The sequence below is a fragment of the Bradyrhizobium manausense genome (assembly GCF_001440035.1).
Classification (GTDB): Bacteria; Pseudomonadota; Alphaproteobacteria; order Rhizobiales; family Xanthobacteraceae; genus Bradyrhizobium; species Bradyrhizobium manausense.
This window is the reverse complement of sequence record NZ_LJYG01000108.1, coordinates 566525-581010: the sequence shown is the minus strand read 5'-3', so window position 1 is coordinate 581010 and position 14486 is coordinate 566525. Positions and strand designations below refer to the sequence as shown.

Below are 14486 nucleotides of genomic sequence, written 5' to 3'. Positions count from 1 at the left end.
CGATGGAAACGAACGTGCTGTCGCCGCGTTGAGGCGGATCCATCGGAGGATCCCGCCATGCAAAACATCGCAGAGCATATGGAAGTCATCGGCGCCGACGGCGTCCATGTCGGCACGGTCGACAAGGTCGAGGGCAACCGCATCAAGCTGACCAAGAAGGACAGCGGTGAGGGCAGCCACCGGGGTCACCACCATTTCATCGACAAGGGCCTCGTCGCCGGTGTCGAGGGCAACAAGGTCCGGCTGTCGGCAAAGGCGGACGTCGCCGTGACGATGGAAGAGGAAAAGTAGGGGCGCGGCCCTTGCGTTCTCGATCCGTACCGCTATTCGGCGGCCTGCACGTTCCGGTAGCCTCTGCGCCTGTCTGATATCGCAGGGGTTGCCAAGGGAATGGCGGAACCGGGCCGGCCGCAGCGTCTGTCGCAAGGCATTGCCGGGACGCCGATCGCAGGAACTTGGCCGACGGGCCGGACCGCGTCGGCCGGCGGGTTCGTGCCGGCCGGGTCGGGCGTCTGGCCGGCGGTCGTCGGGCAGCTGCGCGAATGGGCCAAGGCCGAGGCTGGTGCGGGTCGGCTGTTTCCCTGGGTGCCCGTCGCCTTCGGCTGCGGCATCGCGCTCTATTTTGCCGCCGACCATGAGCCGATGCTGTGGGTCACGATGGCGATGGCGACCGCGCTCATGGCTGGCGCCGTCCTGTTGCGGCGAAGCCGCCTGTTTGCGCCCGCAATCATGATCGCGGCGGTTGCGGCCGGCTTTGCCGCGGCGACGTGGAAGACGGCACGCATCGCCCATACCGTGCTGGCAAAGCCGCTGTATTCCGTGTCGCTGTCAGGCTTCGTCGAGACCCGTGACATCCGCGAACGCACCGACCGTTTCGTGCTGCGCGTCACGGCGATGGAGGCACAGCGCAGCGACGTGACGCTCGAGCGCGTCCGCCTCTCCGTCCGCAAGTGGACCGCGCCCGATGTCGGCAGCTTCGTGCAGCTGAAGGCGCGGCTGATGCCGCCGCTGTCGCCATTGCGTCCGGGCGCTTACGATTTCTCGCGCGACATGTTCTTCCAGGGCATCGGCGCCTCCGGTTTTGCGATGGGGGCGATCACGACTGTGACGCCGGCCGTGTCGGGCGGATTGCAGCTACGCTATGCCGCGATCATGCAGGGCTTGCGCGATGCGATCGACGCGCGCATCCGCGCCACGCTCGACGGCGATAACCGCGCCATCGCCACCGCGCTCCTCACCGGCCGCCGCGATGCGATTACGACGCCGGTCAACGACGCCATGTTCATCTCGGGGCTCGGTCACGTCCTCTCGATTTCGGGCTATCACATGGCCGTCGTCGCGGGGGTCGTCTTCTTCGCGGTCCGCGCGCTGCTCGCGCTCGTCCCGGGACTGGCAGCGGGCGTTCCCATCAAGAAATGGTCGGCCGCCGCCGCCTTGGTTGCGTCAGCGTTCTATCTGCTGCTCTCGGGCGCCGAAGTCGCGACGCAGAGATCGTTCTTCATGACCGCGGTGGTGCTGATCGCTGTCATCGTCGACCGCCGCGCGATCACGTTTCGCACCCTGGCCGTGGCGGCGCTGATCGTGCTCGCGGTCGCGCCGGAGGCGCTGGTGCATCCAAGCTTTCAAAGAATGAATGCGCTTGGCGCAATCGCAACGCGCGCCGCCTAAATCTGTTGTGATTTCAAGAGTCTGCTGGTTGGGCCAAGGTGCTAGCAGCAGAACGAAAACCGCTCACAACTGGGCAAAAACCCCGTATTGGCGACGCAGAGTCCCGGAAAAAGTCCCGGAGTGACTAGCGGGCGTTCACGTGGTGTTCGGCGCGCGGCTACCAGCCCACGGGTTTCAATTCTGGAACTGACGGTACGTAATGGCCGTTAAGGGATTTGTTGGTTTTGAATTGCTCAGGGAGCGCGCCATGGCAGAACGCCGCAGAGTAAAGCAGACCCTTTCGCTTGAAGATCGCCTTGCCGAAGAGGCGAGGCGCCTCCGCGAGGAGGCCCGAATCGCTCCCTCATGGCCCTGTGCGCGAAGCCGCCCTTCGCAGAGCTCGTCAAGCCGAGACTGGTTCGCACATGAGCGAGTGGCTTAGGTCGCCCGGGCTGCAGGCGCCGAAATAATTATAGGAACGCCAGATTACTTTGGTACTTAGGAACCTCGCCCATTGCGGGGTGATTCGATGCTTGAAATGCTTTTGATAATGTCCGGCGTCGGGACGGCGCTGATTGCCCTCACGATAGTTGCATTTGAGTGGCGCGCGCTGGTCGGTTATTGGCGCGAGCTAGGGCGCAGGCATCCGTAAAGCTCTGGCGCTTCTGAAGGAAGGCCCCTGACGGCGACCCAAGGAACGCCTCTCGGGCAAAGAGGATTGATATCTCGGTCTGTGGCGCGATGCCCTAGATCCCTCTAGCCTCGCGACATCCACCCGGGACGGTCCATCGTTCGAACGCGCGTTTGACGATGGACCGGTTCTCGCAAGCTTGCCGCAGCCTTTTCCCTAGGAACTACCGGCAAGCCTCAAGCTTGGTGCTGCGCTCCGGCTCCATGCCCCCCGTGGCCCGGAGTAGTCCAACGGCCCCAGCCACCGCCAGTAGCTGGGGCCTTTTTTTCGAGCCAGTCCTTTACCGGACCCGCGCTAGTGTCCGATCTCCCATAGATTTTGCGAGCCGCCATTTAGTGGCCGGTCTAAGAAGTCGCACTAATTCACAATGGCGGTGTGTTTACCGGACGCCCCATTTTTCGTGGAACTACGTATTTGTTTGATGATGACACCGCAACCGAACCTCTACAGAGGCAATTCATGACTCTTGAGCAGTTCAGGGATTCACATTGCGAGACTGAGCGCCAGGCGGCGCTTGCCAACGCATTCGATGGCGCAGTTCTTCATACAGTCAAAATGGGCACGTCTATTCGGCTCGCGTCGAAGTTGGCAAACGCGACACTGCAATTTGGCGGCTCCAGAGTCGGGCATAACAGTCTCGCCAAAGCAATCGGTTGCAGCCCGCGCACGGTTGCAAAAGCAATTCGTGAATTGCTTGAAAACGATTTTATCTCTTGCGCAGGGCACACCGTAGACGGCGCGCCGATTTACATCGCAAAAATCCAGGAACACGCTGAGGCGTATCGCACGTGGCACAAGGCCAGGTGCGAGGCGCAAGCCAAGGCGTTGCGGGCGAATACTGAGTTCGTTCCTCCCGCGTATCCGAAGCGGGAGCAGAAGCTTGAACATAGGGCGGCGTAAGCCTGCGGAACTGGCGCTTCGGCGCCTCGGCGATGACGCAGACGGGGACGGTCGTCTCACCGATGCAGCGCGCAAGCTCTACCGGAAAATCATTGCGAGTTATAATTGGGAGAACGGTTACGCCGAGTGCTCGGATAACTTCGTTACTCACAAGATGGACACCTCGCTCCGTTCAGTGAAGCGCGGGCGCAAACTATTGTTGGAAACCGCGCGCGTCTCGATTGTCCGCAAGGGCGGCAGGCGCGGCACCGAGACATGGTCTACCCGCTATGACCTGCCCTTCGGCTATCGCGGCTCTGATGAATTCCGCTTGCTCAACGGCGGCAGGCACACCTTGGACTGGCTCGCAACGCCGGTGACGCTGCCATTCGATAGACCGCTCCGACGCAAGTCCCAAAGTGCCAAAACTGCACTTCCCAAAGTGCCAAATTTTCCAATTTCCCAAAGTGCCACGGTGGCACCCAAACCTATTTCTAAAGAAATAGATATCCCGCCCCCTACGGGGAGCGCGGGGCCTGACGGCCCGCGCGTGGGCGGGAGGGAAGTTGCTACAATTACCAGCGCCTGCGCAGGCCCGCCTCCAAGTTACGCGGTCTGGCGTATTACGCATGCTGGTTACGTCGGCGTGAAGGGGCAATCCGAAGATGACTATGACACGTTGTTGGCACACCTGCGTAGTCAGCGCGGCGGAAAGTTCACGCTTCGCTGCCACATCGATAGTGACGAGTACGACAGCCTTGAATCCGCAATGGGTATCGATGGTGAACCAGAGCGGCTAGTTGGTAGGGAGGTCGCAATGAGCACCAACCGCGAAGGCCGGAAAACATTCTGTCGGCCGCGACCTGAGCCATGGAGGGAGTTTACGGTCGTGTCCGGTGAATCGCTCGATGATGGTGGCGCGGCGCTCCAAGCAGTGTTCCACGACGAGGGCCGCCCAGAGCCACAGCGCTGGGTGCTGAGGGCCAGAGACGCGGCGGCACTCGCTGAGGCATGCGGCGGCGAGGACAGCGCTGTCGGAGCCCGCCTGCGGTTTAGGTTGATGCCAGACGACTCGCTGGAGTTTAGGTTGCTCGTGGCAAGTCAGGCGGAAGCCGCATGACCGGGTAGGGGCTTTCTAGATCCCTCTGACCTTGGCCATCAACTACCGCCGCCACAGTCGCACGCTAAATCCCGCAGGTTTTCAAAAAGTGTGCAGCCGGAACGGCCACACCAAGAGCCAGCAAATGGCCTGACACAGCACGTCATGAGGTTTATTTCACTGTGAACCGCTCCCAACTTATTCCGGCTCTGCACAAGGCCGGCGATACAGTCACGCTGCAAAGCATTAACGCATGGTCGGAACTCACCGGCAAAGAGCTCATTGCCGACAACGATAACCACGCGGAGCCAGCGCGGCCTGTCCATAAGCCTTCACTACCTGACGGCACCATCGTCGAAACCTTGATGGAGACGGCAAGCGCCGAAGAACTGGTTGCGATGTATGAGGAGGATCAGGAAGCCAAGAGGGACCCGACGTTTGAAAAGAAGTTGCCTCCATATTCTGCGGCCCAGCACGTAGAGCGGTTCCGACGTCCTCGCAAAGCCAAAGCCTCGCCAGCCCAAGAGAGGACCCAGACTGTCGAGGACGTCATGGTCCGAAGTATCGACGAAAGCAGGCTTAGGACCAAAATGGGGAAGCACGCAGATGTGCTGGATGCGGTCCTCGATGACAGTACAGCCGCCGAGATTGGCCAACTGATTGCCGGTCCGGGTAGCAGCAAGCGCACATACGAAGGAATCGGCAAGCAGGCGGTAGTTCGCGCCGCGCGGAAATTGTCTGAACTCATGGCCGCCTGACCTGCGCTAATCAAAGGTCCCGCCGCCAGAACTATAGGGCCAGTTAGTTGGCCAACGTGACGTGCAAGAAACTGGCGCCGGTTCGATCCCGGCGCAACTCTTTCCGGCCCTTGTCGCCGTTCTCAATTTCCCATCCAATAACTAGGATCTACAAACCATGCGCAAGCGTCGCGCCTGCCATGTCGTCGCGCGTCGGCTGGGCCTGAATGTGAATCGCGTCGCCGCTCTCGTACAACGTGCGACCGAGGCGGGCTTGCTTCCCGTGGCTACGGGCAGTGCTAGGCCAGACCTCACCAACCTTGAACTGGCGCGGCTATTACTCGCCGCAGTGTGTGACAATGGACTTGGCAATGTGCCAACCACGGTGCGCGCGTTCGATCGTTTGGAGACGGAAGGCGGATTGCAGTTTTGTGATTGGCTGGAATCGCTGGTTGCCGGCCGCATCGACACCGACGCAATCCGTGGCATCGTTCTTCAGGTCGAGCCGGAGCCGGGCGCGACAGTTATCACCGAAAGTTCGCGGCTACACTTCGGACCAGCTAGTGCGAGCGCGGCTCGTGCCGTCTCGATTACTGGTGACGTGCTTCGTTCAATCACCGAGGATTTTCAGAATGGCTTGGGGTGAGCTTGTTCGCTGGAACGCCGATCGCGGATTTGGATTCGTGAAGTCGGACTTCCCCGTGCAGGAAGATGTCTTCGTGCACAGTGTCATTCTTCGTCGGGCCGGCATCGAGCCGACTGTCGGAACTCATCTCGAATTCGAGACTGAGATGCACAAGGGGCAACCGCGCGTGAAGAGCGTGAGGCGGCTTAAGACCTGGCGCGACCTAGCTGACACCGACGACTGACTAACCACTAACCACACCACTACCGCGCAACGTGCGCACATTTACTATGGAGTTATTGCTTGGCTAAATCTACCAAACCACAGATCGATCGGTCGCGCTACGACGCGTTGATCGAAAAGCAGGCTGCGCTGCTGAAGCGGCAAGACGAAATCAAGGCCGAGGTTGGTCACGGTCGCGTCAGCAATGTCACCACCATTGACGCGGGCGGCAACATTGTCTCGATGCGGCGCGAGGAGGACCTTGCAGCCGAGGCTGGGCGACATCGCACATGGACCAGCGAGGCGCCTCGACCGAAGCCGGCGCCAGTCAAGCGGCATGAAGGCGCGATGTCGCTGCTTGGCGATCTTCTCCCGCCGCAGCCAGAGCACGAAACCAATCCGCCGCCCTTGCCGCCTGAGTGGCCGCGCCAAGAACTGCATCGGCAGCTTTCGAAGGAAAGTGAAGATATCAGCGAAGCGCTGAAATTGATCGGGCCTGAGATTGAGAAGGCGCGCGGCGAATTCAGCAAAGCTGCTGCGCAGGAGCGCCTGCCCGAATACAGCCAGCTGATCACCGATGCGATCGACGCGCTCAAGGCCGCTGGCGATGCGATCCTGAGGTGTCATCAGTTCGTCGACCAGGCGCGTCTCGATGGTCTTGAACGGCGCTATCTGAAACCGCTTATGTTCACGGAACTCGGCGACATCAGCGAGCCGCATTCGCCGCTTCGGTCCATTATTCACCGCGCAATTGAACTGAAGCACGTCGTCGGCGGAGTACCGACCTGGAAAATGCCGGCAAGTCCGGCTCTGATTTATTCGGGAGTCTAAAAATGAAGGTTAGGACAATACGCGAGATCGATGAAGAGCATGAACGGTTGCGGGCTGAGTCTGACGCCCGCTTTGACAGGATATTTGCGAGACTGGCGTCCTTGAAAGCCGAACTTGCGAAGAAGCCGTCGCTTCCGCTCGAATATTAATATTGTGATCTGGATGAATTGATAATGACCAAGAAAGCCAAGAATGACACGCGCGCAGAGATCCGCCGCCTGGTCGCGAAGCTTGACGAGGTGTGCCGCGCCGATGTGCGCAAGCACGCCGCAAGGAACAAGCCAGCCAAGCCTATGAGCCGCAGCGCGCGCTTGCGTCAGGCTGAGGCATCGGTGAAGGCCTCTGAGCCGCGCGACCGCCGCTTAGTGTTCAAGGAAATGGATAAGTAACGTCGCGTCGTGTGTTCCTCTAGACGTGCGCGACAGGCGGGTGTGATTGGGAACGTCGCATCCGCCACCAACATCGCCGGCTATGGGGAGGGGTGTGGTAAATCTCTCACACCTTCAGCGGGAAATACCGGCGGCCCCCATCAACACGCGTGATTGCTGCCCCGGTTCAAACAAAAATTTGGATGACCTACGTATGACCAACCGAAAACCGCCCCAGCACCTGCGACAAACCACCGCAAAGTGGTTCCGCAGCGTGCTTTCCGACTTCGATTTGGATGAGCACCACATCCGGCTGCTCACGCTCGCTGCTGAGGCCTGGGACCGCGGGCAGCAGGCGCGGGAAGTCATCGAGGTCGAGGGGATGACCTTCATCGACCGATTCGGTAGCCCGAAACCGCGCCCCGAAGTCGCCATCGAGCGCGATAGCCGCATCGGTTTCGCCAGACTGCTCCGCGAATTGGCGCTTGATGGCGTGGACGGCCCGGAGGCGCCGCGCGCGCCTCGCACGGCCGACTACGGAAACCGCCGCTGATGCCGGTAAGGAAACGACGGAATAAACGCGTCCAGGCTGCGGGTGCAGACGAATGGTTCTGCGCTTTCGAGTCCGAGTTCGATCTGTTCGGAGATCTCGTCGGCCTGGTTGAATTGGACCAGCACGGCCGACCCGCCAGCGAGGAGGCGCGCAAAGCTTGGCGACTCCACGGACGGGCGTTCCTCGATGACTTCGCTGCGCGCTACCCCAACGGCGCTCACTTCGTGCCTTGGGCGCTTGCTGAATTCGGGGATCCGGGCTGATGCCAGCGCGCCTGAAGCGCAATAAGCGGCGCCGTTCCGCGCATGTAACACATGAAGCAGTCGCGCTGTTTCGGCGGGGCCTCGAATTGCAGGACGGCTCGCATGATCCGTATGAGTCGCGCGATATTAAGAATGCCCTTGCAAAAGCACTTGGTCGATCGAAGTTTCGCGTTCGCTGATCCGATGTGACCGCGAGCCGGTGGAAGCGGTGCTGGAGCTTCGGGCGCAGTTGCAGAGGAGAGGTCGGACGCGACCGACGATCTGATGCGCGCGCAACGAAATGGCCGCAGCGGCGAACCACTGCGGCCTGCCGGGTTAAAATTTGTAAGTGAAATATGGGTTCCAGCCCCGGCAGATCTAGCCTAACGCGACTCTGCCGGGGTGCAATGTCGATAATGTCACACTCTGGAAAGTGTTTCCGTACGTCAGTCTTATTGACGGAAGAGAGGGAGGGCCCGCCGGGGCTGGCTATGACGAGCCCTCAACCTCCGGGCGGGAGGTGTGAAATTCCTCCCGGCACCGAGAGGCGATAGTCTGCGGACGATCGCGTCGGTTTGATGTCAATCGAATCTGGCGGGGCGCTTCTGACGAAGGGTGATCTAGCCAGTCGTCAATCAGCGCTGATGCCCCAGACCAATACCGAGAACGATGGCCTTTTGACGGAGGGCGCCTTCGGTGCGCTTGGTCATCTTGGCAATTTTAGCGACTGGCGTCCGTGCCTTTGAGTGCGCTTTCAGATCCTTGATGTCGGCAGCAGTCCACTCACGGCGAATAGATTTCTTAGTCTTCTTGGCCACTCGGCGCTCCTTCGATGTTGAGGGGCGCCCCTTTAACATACCAGGCGCGACACGAAAACCCTCACGACGTTACGTAGCCCGCATTCAACTATAGGATTCCAATGGCTAACGACCTTGTGGTTCAGCTCGGCGCAAAGCTGGACCAATTCCAAAGCGACATGAACCAGGCTGGCGACATCGCAGATAGTGCGATCGCACGCATTGAGCAATCATTCGCGAACCTAAACCCCACGATGGGTGGGTTCGCGTCGATTGGCACTGCTGCAGCTGGCGTGACCGGATTGGTAGGCGGACTTCTTGCCGCGCTGACAGAAGTTAACGGCCAACTCGCGGCTCTGCAGAAGAATGCGGAATATACGGGACTAACCACAGAGCGCTTCCAGCAGATTCAGTTTGCTGCGGGGCAGGGTGGTGTCTCATCCGAGGAGGCAGTAACAGACCTACGCAAGGTCGCCAGCCTGTTGGCTGATGCTAAGGAGAATGAAAACTCCCTTACACGCCTGCTTGATGCAAACAACATCAAGTACAAGGACCGCAACGGCCAGGTTATCAGTCTCAATCAGCTTCTTACGATAGCTGGCGGTCTGATCAATAAGTTCGACTCAATTCCAGAAAAGACAAAAGCCGCGCAGATGCTTGGCCTGTCTGAGAGCTGGGTTGAAGCGCTCCGCAATGGCAGCAAGTCCTTTGAGGATATCGCACAGGGCGCGAACGCTGCGGGCGCCGTGATTGACGGCGCCACTGTTGCCAAGGCCGCCGAGTTTGATCGCGCGTGGAAGCAGTCATCGGCCCAACTCGCTGCACAGTTTAAATCGACAGCAGCGGACATTGCTGGCTGGCTGGACGGCCTGATCGAAAAAGCCAACGAACTGGTTAAGACCGCGCTTGAGTCGCAGAATATTAAGGCTGGTAGCGGACAGGAGACGTTTAATCGATGGGCTGACGCAGCGGACATCCTGCAGAAAGACTTGCGCGGTCTGCCTCAGGACGTCAACCAGGTTACGCGGGCGATTGAGAATTTGCAGGCCTCAGGCAAGCCAGAGAATATGCAAATCGCAGCTGGCCTGGAACTTATCCGCGCTAAGGCACAGCTCGCTAGGGACATGCTGAAGGCGGCCGCTGAGCAGCAGTCCAAGGTAGAATTCCCCGACGGCGTGCCCACGCCCAGATCGCGCCCTGCAGCTGCTAATAACGCTGACCCGAACGCAGCGAAACTACCTAAGCGCAAGGATGGCGAAGAGGCGGCTGACGCATACGATCGCGCCACTGAGTCTATCGTAAAGTATACGTCGCGCACCGAGGCATTGGCTGAGACCGAGGGTTTAGGTGCAGCTGCTCAGGAGGAAGCCAAGGCGCAGACGCAACTCTTAAATGCTGCCAGACTCGCGGGGATACCTATCACCGATAAGGTGCGGGACCAAATTCAAGACCTCGCGCAGGACGCAGGTCTTGCCGCTGATGCATTGGCAAAGGCCAAAGTTGCGTCTGATATCCAATTCGGCGCCAAGTCTGCATTTCTGACGCCGCAGGATTTGGCGATTGCCCAACAACTGAGAGGCATTTATGGGAATGACATTCCGGCCGCAATGCGCAGTAGCGAGGCTGCCGGCCTGCGATTCAACGCCACCATCAAGGAGTTGGCGAACTTCGGCCAGCAGGTAAACAGCGGCTTCTTAGTAGATTTCGAAACCAAGATCCGCAACGGCGCGTCCGCAATGGATGCGCTCAAGTCTGCCGGGCTTAACGCGCTGGGCAAGATCGCGGATAAACTTGCGCAGATGGCTGCGGATAATCTCTGGTCGTCGGCGTTCGGCGGCTCCGGTGGAGGCGGGCTCCTCGGCCTGCTTGGCCTCGGCGGAGGCGGCGTTAATGCCGACGGATCGATTGCAGGTGCAATTGGGCCAACGTCGGTTGGTGGTGCTCCGCTCGTTGGGAAATTCGCGTCCGGTACTGATTCCGCGCCAGGCGGCCTGTCCCTGGTCGGCGAGAACGGCCCAGAACTTATGAATGTCCCGCGCGGCGCTCAGATCATTCCTAATGATGTTCTTAAGGGCGGAATTGGTGGGGGCGTTTCGGCGCCCGTGACAATCAGCATTGACGCTCGGGGCGCCGACGAGGCTGGCCTGGCACGAGTGCAGGCGCAACTCGCGCAACTGAAAGCGGAGCTGCCTGGACGTGTTGTCGAGACCGTGAAGCGGGCTAGGTCGGGTAGGGTGCTGTAGTGGTGGGGTGGCCATATTGATTCGAGTTGACGCCCGCATGTACACTCGGGCATGCCCTCAAGAATCGACAGTTATACCTCAGTTGCAAAGGCGCTTTCGGCGACCCTCGACCTCCTCAAGGAGGTGTGGCCATACATTGGGGGCTTGGTGATGGCTGCTGTCGTTGCCGCTTGGGCTTATCTCACGCAGTGGGGTTACATACCGGTTCTTCTGTTCGCACTTGTCGCGTTCGTGCTTGGGTTGTTTGGGCTAAAGCTGCTTAGAGGCATGCCGCCAAAGAGAGATGCAACCGTGAGCGATGATTCAACAAAGCCGACCGGAAACGTTTACGTAACATCCCACAACCAGTCAGGCGGCATCACGGCGCAGAACGTCCACGTTAACACTCCAGTTCAACGGGTGATGGGCGATAACCTCAAATCGGGTCTCCTCAAAGCCGTGCCTCGCAATAAGCGAGTGGTTGTTTGGTCGAGCATGGGGAGCCAGGAGGCGCACGTGCTCGCCAACGAGATATTTGCCTTTCTTAGGAGCAGCGGATTTCCAGTGTTCGGCAATTCCGCTCATCAACAGATGTTCGTTACCCCCTTGCACGGAATCCGGCTTCGCGAGGAGGGCGAAAACTTCAACGTCGAGGTCGGCCTCCCCGATGGATCTGAGGTTCGTTGACGCACGCAAAGTTAGTTAAAGCGTGTGGGTGATCCGGAAAGCCATCGGCACGCTGGAAAGATGATGTTCAGAGCCCGACATAAGCAGGAGGCGGTTCACGTTATTATGCTGTACGCCGCCTGACGGGAATGCGGCGGTGATCTGCGTCGATAGCGGCCCATTTACCTTCCTTTCAAGGGCCGTTTGCGCACCGGAATGTAACCTGGAGAATCTTGCGGCGAGGTTGTCTTCCACATTCGGCTTCTGATGGCCGCCGCTGTTCGTCTTAAGTAGATACTTGCAAATGTCGGCGAGCAAAATGGGATAGGTTGCCGTAGTCCCTTCAGCCAATAAATCCACTACTTCCGCGATCGTCGTTGGAACCTTGAATGTGGCGCTGTTGAATTTGGATGAAAGGTTCGGGAGCCGCGCTCTCTTGGTCAAGATAGCGTTTTGGATCTCGCGCCAACGATACGCGCTATCAGTCAAGACACTCGATCCAGTAAGTTGGGCGAGGTAAATTGCTATCTCGAAGTTCGGCGTCATTTTCATCAGGTTGAGCAGACCCGCCTCCGGCCCCTGACCGGGAACAGAGTCGGCGGCCTGCAAGATCGCTAGCGGATCGCTCTCTTTCGAGCGTTGGATGTATGCGATGGTTTGATCGAGCAACGCATCATCCATATCAGGCTTGAATTTGAGTAGTTGGTTGCGCAAGACACGGTCAGGAAATGACAAGATCATCCGTTTAGTGTCTTCCTCCGCTAGTTTTTCAAGCCGCTCATGTTCCATGCGATCGTAAAGGGGGTTCTGCGTGTTTCGAAGCTCGGCCATTCTGAACATCTGGCGCTGCAGGTGAGCGTCGAAGATGCAAGGATCGGGGAATAGGCTGATGTAGCCAAGATCGATTAAGGGAAAGAGCTTGAGGAAAACCAGAATGTCTTTGAGAAATTCTTGACGGTAGGCGCTCGGATTTGCGACCGGGCTAAACTTAGGTTGTACCGTTCCTGCATGCAGAAACGGATGCTGCATCAAGACAGTTCCGAAGTATAGCGCTCCAGCAAAAGCTATCTGCGCGATTGTCGTCGGATGTATAAGGCCGGTGAAGACAGTTCGTGGCTCGCCGTCCGGCTTGGGCAGGAGGTTGGGAAGGTCGGTCTCTAACGGCCAGAGCGCTTGATACAGAAAATAGACATCGCGGATCTTGTCGTCGGTGATACCGCGTCGTACTTCGGTCCAATCCTTGGCATTCTCCAGCCCTAGAATCTTGGTGATGCCGATGTAGAGGCGGATGTTCCGCTCCCGTATGCTTAGCTCATTCCAACTCGGCCGCAACGATGTGGGTTTCTTTTCACAGCATTCGCCGAACGCCCGACCAGAGCCGCAACCACAAAGATGCTTGGAGCTAGCAGGACCTGGCCTTTCCTTAAACAAGAAGTCACGTTCCTTTTCGGTCCGTCCGAATTGATCTTGATAATAGACGCGGCCGTCAGCAAACTTTGCATACATCTCTCCTCCGAAATGCCAAAGCTCCTCCTTGGGAGGCAGTAGGGTTGGCGCGATCTCCTCCCAAGGTTCAGAGCTTTGGTCTTCCGGGAATAACCACTCCCTTCGGCCAGCCGCGACGTATCGCTTCGCTCTGGCTTTGATGATCCGATTTACTCGCAACACTTCGAAGGGGCGAAACTTGCGAGTGCGGATGAATGCGTCAGTGCGCACCATCGACTGCCTGAAATTCCTGGCAAACGTCCTTTTCTCAAGCGGCTTCGTTGAAGGGTTCTGCGCGTATTCGAGATTTGAGAGTATCAAGCAGTAATTTCGCGAAAGTGGGAAAATGGTCTGCGAAGCCTTCAAGGCAATACTTGGGTCGTCGGGATACGCGCAGAGCGGTGTGTCTGGCGGACAAGCATGGTTGTATACTGTCACGGGGTGGTCGCTGAGAATGAATTTCACATCGCTGTCTTCGGCTGACACAATCTCTCGAACGCCTTCAGTCCAGATTGTGCAATGAAGCGCGCGAATCCCCTGCATTTCGAACATGAGTTCGTTTTGTGAAGGGTTCGGATAATGTCGACGCAGCCAATCCAGCCCCTTAGGGGTGCGAATCTTCTGAATGTCTACGTACTGGAAAAGAGTTTGGAAGTGACGATGCCACTCACTCACATCATCGCCGTGGAACGCTCGAACGGCCTGAGAGCCGGCTCGGTCAATGTCGCCAAACATCTTGCGTTCGATCTCATCATTTACTGACGCTCCAAAGAACGTCGAGTAAAGATCGCGCTGCATGAATGAGAGCGATGTCGGCCGGTGCTCGAACGCGTTGAAGGTGATTGTTCGACCGTCTGCGAGTACCTTTTGTTCCGGCGTCAAATCGAGATATGCGAGAACATTTCGGTTCTCTTCAAAAAATTCTTCTTGGTGCCATTGAGGGACGTAGTGATTATTTCGTGTTTTCGACATATTGCTCGAACAGGTGCGATCCGCAATGCGCTCGGTGATGTAGATTCCCGCGGAGAAATCTAAGTGACCGGTTTCCTAGCAGGCTTAGACGAGGGCTTGGGCTCGACGTAGTCGCCATTAAGCTGCGGAAATGGCTGAGTGCCCTGGCAAATCTCCTCGAAACCCACAGTCCCGCCATCGGAGGTATTGAGGAAGGCGCCGCTGGTGGATGAGAAGACGACGATGGTCCTTCGGATTCCCGTATAGCCGCCGTATGAGTTTTTGGCGTTTGCCTCAATGCAGACGCACGATGTCGACGGGGGAAATTGGCCGTTTCGTGTGGGACACGTCGCTGGTTCGCCGACTTTTGCGTCTCGGATCGAATAGGGATCTTTCCACATCGTGGACCTGTTCGCCAAGATGGCTTTGGTCGCGACGTCGGTGGAAATAGTTCGCTGATATGCGACGGAG

14 protein-coding genes and 2 pseudogenes are annotated in these 14486 nt (G+C 58.4%); 14 read left to right on the top strand and 2 right to left on the bottom strand.

The annotated features are described in order from the left end of the window. Positions 1 to 57: 57 nt before the first annotated feature. From AOQ71_RS32890 to AOQ71_RS45580, 12 genes and pseudogenes are all read left to right on the top strand, one after another. Positions 58 to 291 carry a DUF2171 domain-containing protein gene (locus AOQ71_RS32890; RefSeq protein WP_057756031.1) on the top strand — a complete coding sequence of 78 codons (234 nt, stop codon included), beginning with the start codon at positions 58 to 60 and terminating at the stop codon, positions 289 to 291. A 99-nt stretch (positions 292 to 390) separates the two neighbouring features. Continuing rightward, a pseudogene (locus AOQ71_RS32885) lies at positions 391 to 1653 on the top strand (ComEC/Rec2 family competence protein); the annotation flags it as partial. Positions 1654 to 1915: 262 nt separating this feature from the next. Beyond that, positions 1916 to 2117 (top strand): annotated as a pseudogene (locus AOQ71_RS48955) (hypothetical protein). A 680-nt stretch (positions 2118 to 2797) separates the two neighbouring features. Next, the gene (locus AOQ71_RS32880) at positions 2798 to 3238 is read left to right on the top strand and encodes a helix-turn-helix domain-containing protein (protein WP_157083742.1); all 441 of its coding nucleotides are present in this window, start codon (positions 2798 to 2800) and stop codon (positions 3236 to 3238) included. Further along, complete coding sequence (locus AOQ71_RS32875; RefSeq protein WP_057756021.1) at positions 3219 to 4337, top strand: hypothetical protein; 1119 nt, start codon at positions 3219 to 3221, stop codon at positions 4335 to 4337. The genes AOQ71_RS32880 and AOQ71_RS32875 overlap by 20 nt, the downstream gene beginning before the upstream one ends. 161 nt (positions 4338 to 4498) lie before the next feature. Continuing rightward, entirely contained in the window at positions 4499 to 5074 is a 576-nt protein-coding gene (locus AOQ71_RS32870) for a hypothetical protein (RefSeq protein ID WP_057756019.1), read from the top strand. 157 nt (positions 5075 to 5231) lie between these two features. Next, positions 5232 to 5699: a hypothetical protein gene (locus AOQ71_RS32865; protein ID WP_057756016.1), complete on the top strand. Its 468-nt coding sequence runs from the start codon at positions 5232 to 5234 to the stop codon at positions 5697 to 5699. Continuing rightward, positions 5686 to 5922, top strand: a complete 237-nt coding sequence (locus AOQ71_RS32860; RefSeq protein WP_057756014.1) for a cold-shock protein — start codon at positions 5686 to 5688, stop codon at positions 5920 to 5922. Before AOQ71_RS32865 ends, AOQ71_RS32860 begins: the two co-directional genes overlap by 14 nt. A gap of 59 nt (positions 5923 to 5981) precedes the next feature. Beyond that, a complete protein-coding gene (locus AOQ71_RS32855) occupies positions 5982 to 6731 on the top strand; it encodes a hypothetical protein (protein WP_157083741.1) in 750 nt (249 codons plus the stop codon). Positions 6732 to 6904: 173 nt separating this feature from the next. Then, on the top strand, positions 6905 to 7120 hold the full coding sequence (locus AOQ71_RS32850; RefSeq protein ID WP_057756010.1) for a hypothetical protein: 216 nt from the start codon (positions 6905 to 6907) through the stop codon (positions 7118 to 7120). A 193-nt stretch (positions 7121 to 7313) separates the two neighbouring features. Beyond that, positions 7314 to 7652 (top strand): hypothetical protein, encoded by a 339-nt coding sequence (locus tag AOQ71_RS32845; RefSeq protein WP_057756007.1) that lies wholly within the window; start codon positions 7314 to 7316, stop codon positions 7650 to 7652. Further along, on the top strand, positions 7652 to 7915 hold the full coding sequence (locus tag AOQ71_RS45580; RefSeq protein WP_157083740.1) for a hypothetical protein: 264 nt from the start codon (positions 7652 to 7654) through the stop codon (positions 7913 to 7915). Before AOQ71_RS32845 ends, AOQ71_RS45580 begins: the two co-directional genes overlap by 1 nt. Before the next feature lie 614 nt (positions 7916 to 8529). On the opposite strand, the gene AOQ71_RS32835 is transcribed toward AOQ71_RS45580, so the two are convergent. Continuing rightward, positions 8530 to 8751: a hypothetical protein gene (locus tag AOQ71_RS32835; protein WP_057756003.1), complete on the bottom strand. Its 222-nt coding sequence runs from the start codon at positions 8749 to 8751 to the stop codon at positions 8530 to 8532. Between the two features lie 62 nt (positions 8752 to 8813). Here AOQ71_RS32835 and AOQ71_RS32830 point away from each other — a divergent pair, with 62 nt between their 5' ends. Together AOQ71_RS32830 and AOQ71_RS32825 are read left to right on the top strand one after the other, a co-directional pair. After that, complete coding sequence (locus AOQ71_RS32830) at positions 8814 to 10934, top strand: hypothetical protein (RefSeq protein WP_057755999.1); 2121 nt, start codon at positions 8814 to 8816, stop codon at positions 10932 to 10934. A 51-nt stretch (positions 10935 to 10985) separates the two neighbouring features. Continuing rightward, entirely contained in the window at positions 10986 to 11600 is a 615-nt protein-coding gene (locus AOQ71_RS32825) for a hypothetical protein (protein ID WP_057755993.1), read from the top strand. 15 nt (positions 11601 to 11615) lie between these two features. Here the strand turns inward: AOQ71_RS32825 and AOQ71_RS32820 are convergent, their stop codons facing one another. After that, positions 11616 to 14036: a DUF4238 domain-containing protein gene (locus AOQ71_RS32820; RefSeq protein ID WP_057755989.1), complete on the bottom strand. Its 2421-nt coding sequence runs from the start codon at positions 14034 to 14036 to the stop codon at positions 11616 to 11618. Between the last annotated feature and the right edge of the window lie 450 nt (positions 14037 to 14486).

Bases quoted from the DNA above. Each gene is read 5' to 3' on its own strand.
- AOQ71_RS32835 (WP_057756003.1), bottom strand. From the start codon at position 8,751: ATGTTAAAGGGGCGCCCCTCAACATCGAAGGAGCGCCGAGTGGCCAAG.
- AOQ71_RS32860 (WP_057756014.1), top strand. From the start codon at position 5,686: ATGGCTTGGGGTGAGCTTGTTCGCTGGAACGCCGATCGCGGATTTGGA.
- AOQ71_RS32825 (WP_057755993.1), top strand. From the start codon at position 10,986: ATGCCCTCAAGAATCGACAGTTATACCTCAGTTGCAAAGGCGCTTTCG.
- AOQ71_RS32865 (WP_057756016.1), top strand. From the start codon at position 5,232: ATGCGCAAGCGTCGCGCCTGCCATGTCGTCGCGCGTCGGCTGGGCCTG.
- AOQ71_RS32845 (WP_057756007.1), top strand. From the start codon at position 7,314: ATGACCAACCGAAAACCGCCCCAGCACCTGCGACAAACCACCGCAAAG.
- AOQ71_RS32820 (WP_057755989.1), bottom strand. From the start codon at position 14,036: ATGTCGAAAACACGAAATAATCACTACGTCCCTCAATGGCACCAAGAA.
- AOQ71_RS32890 (WP_057756031.1), top strand. From the start codon at position 58: ATGCAAAACATCGCAGAGCATATGGAAGTCATCGGCGCCGACGGCGTC.
- AOQ71_RS32880 (WP_157083742.1), top strand. From the start codon at position 2,798: ATGACTCTTGAGCAGTTCAGGGATTCACATTGCGAGACTGAGCGCCAG.
- AOQ71_RS45580 (WP_157083740.1), top strand. From the start codon at position 7,652: ATGCCGGTAAGGAAACGACGGAATAAACGCGTCCAGGCTGCGGGTGCA.
- AOQ71_RS32850 (WP_057756010.1), top strand. From the start codon at position 6,905: ATGACCAAGAAAGCCAAGAATGACACGCGCGCAGAGATCCGCCGCCTG.
- AOQ71_RS32830 (WP_057755999.1), top strand. From the start codon at position 8,814: ATGGCTAACGACCTTGTGGTTCAGCTCGGCGCAAAGCTGGACCAATTC.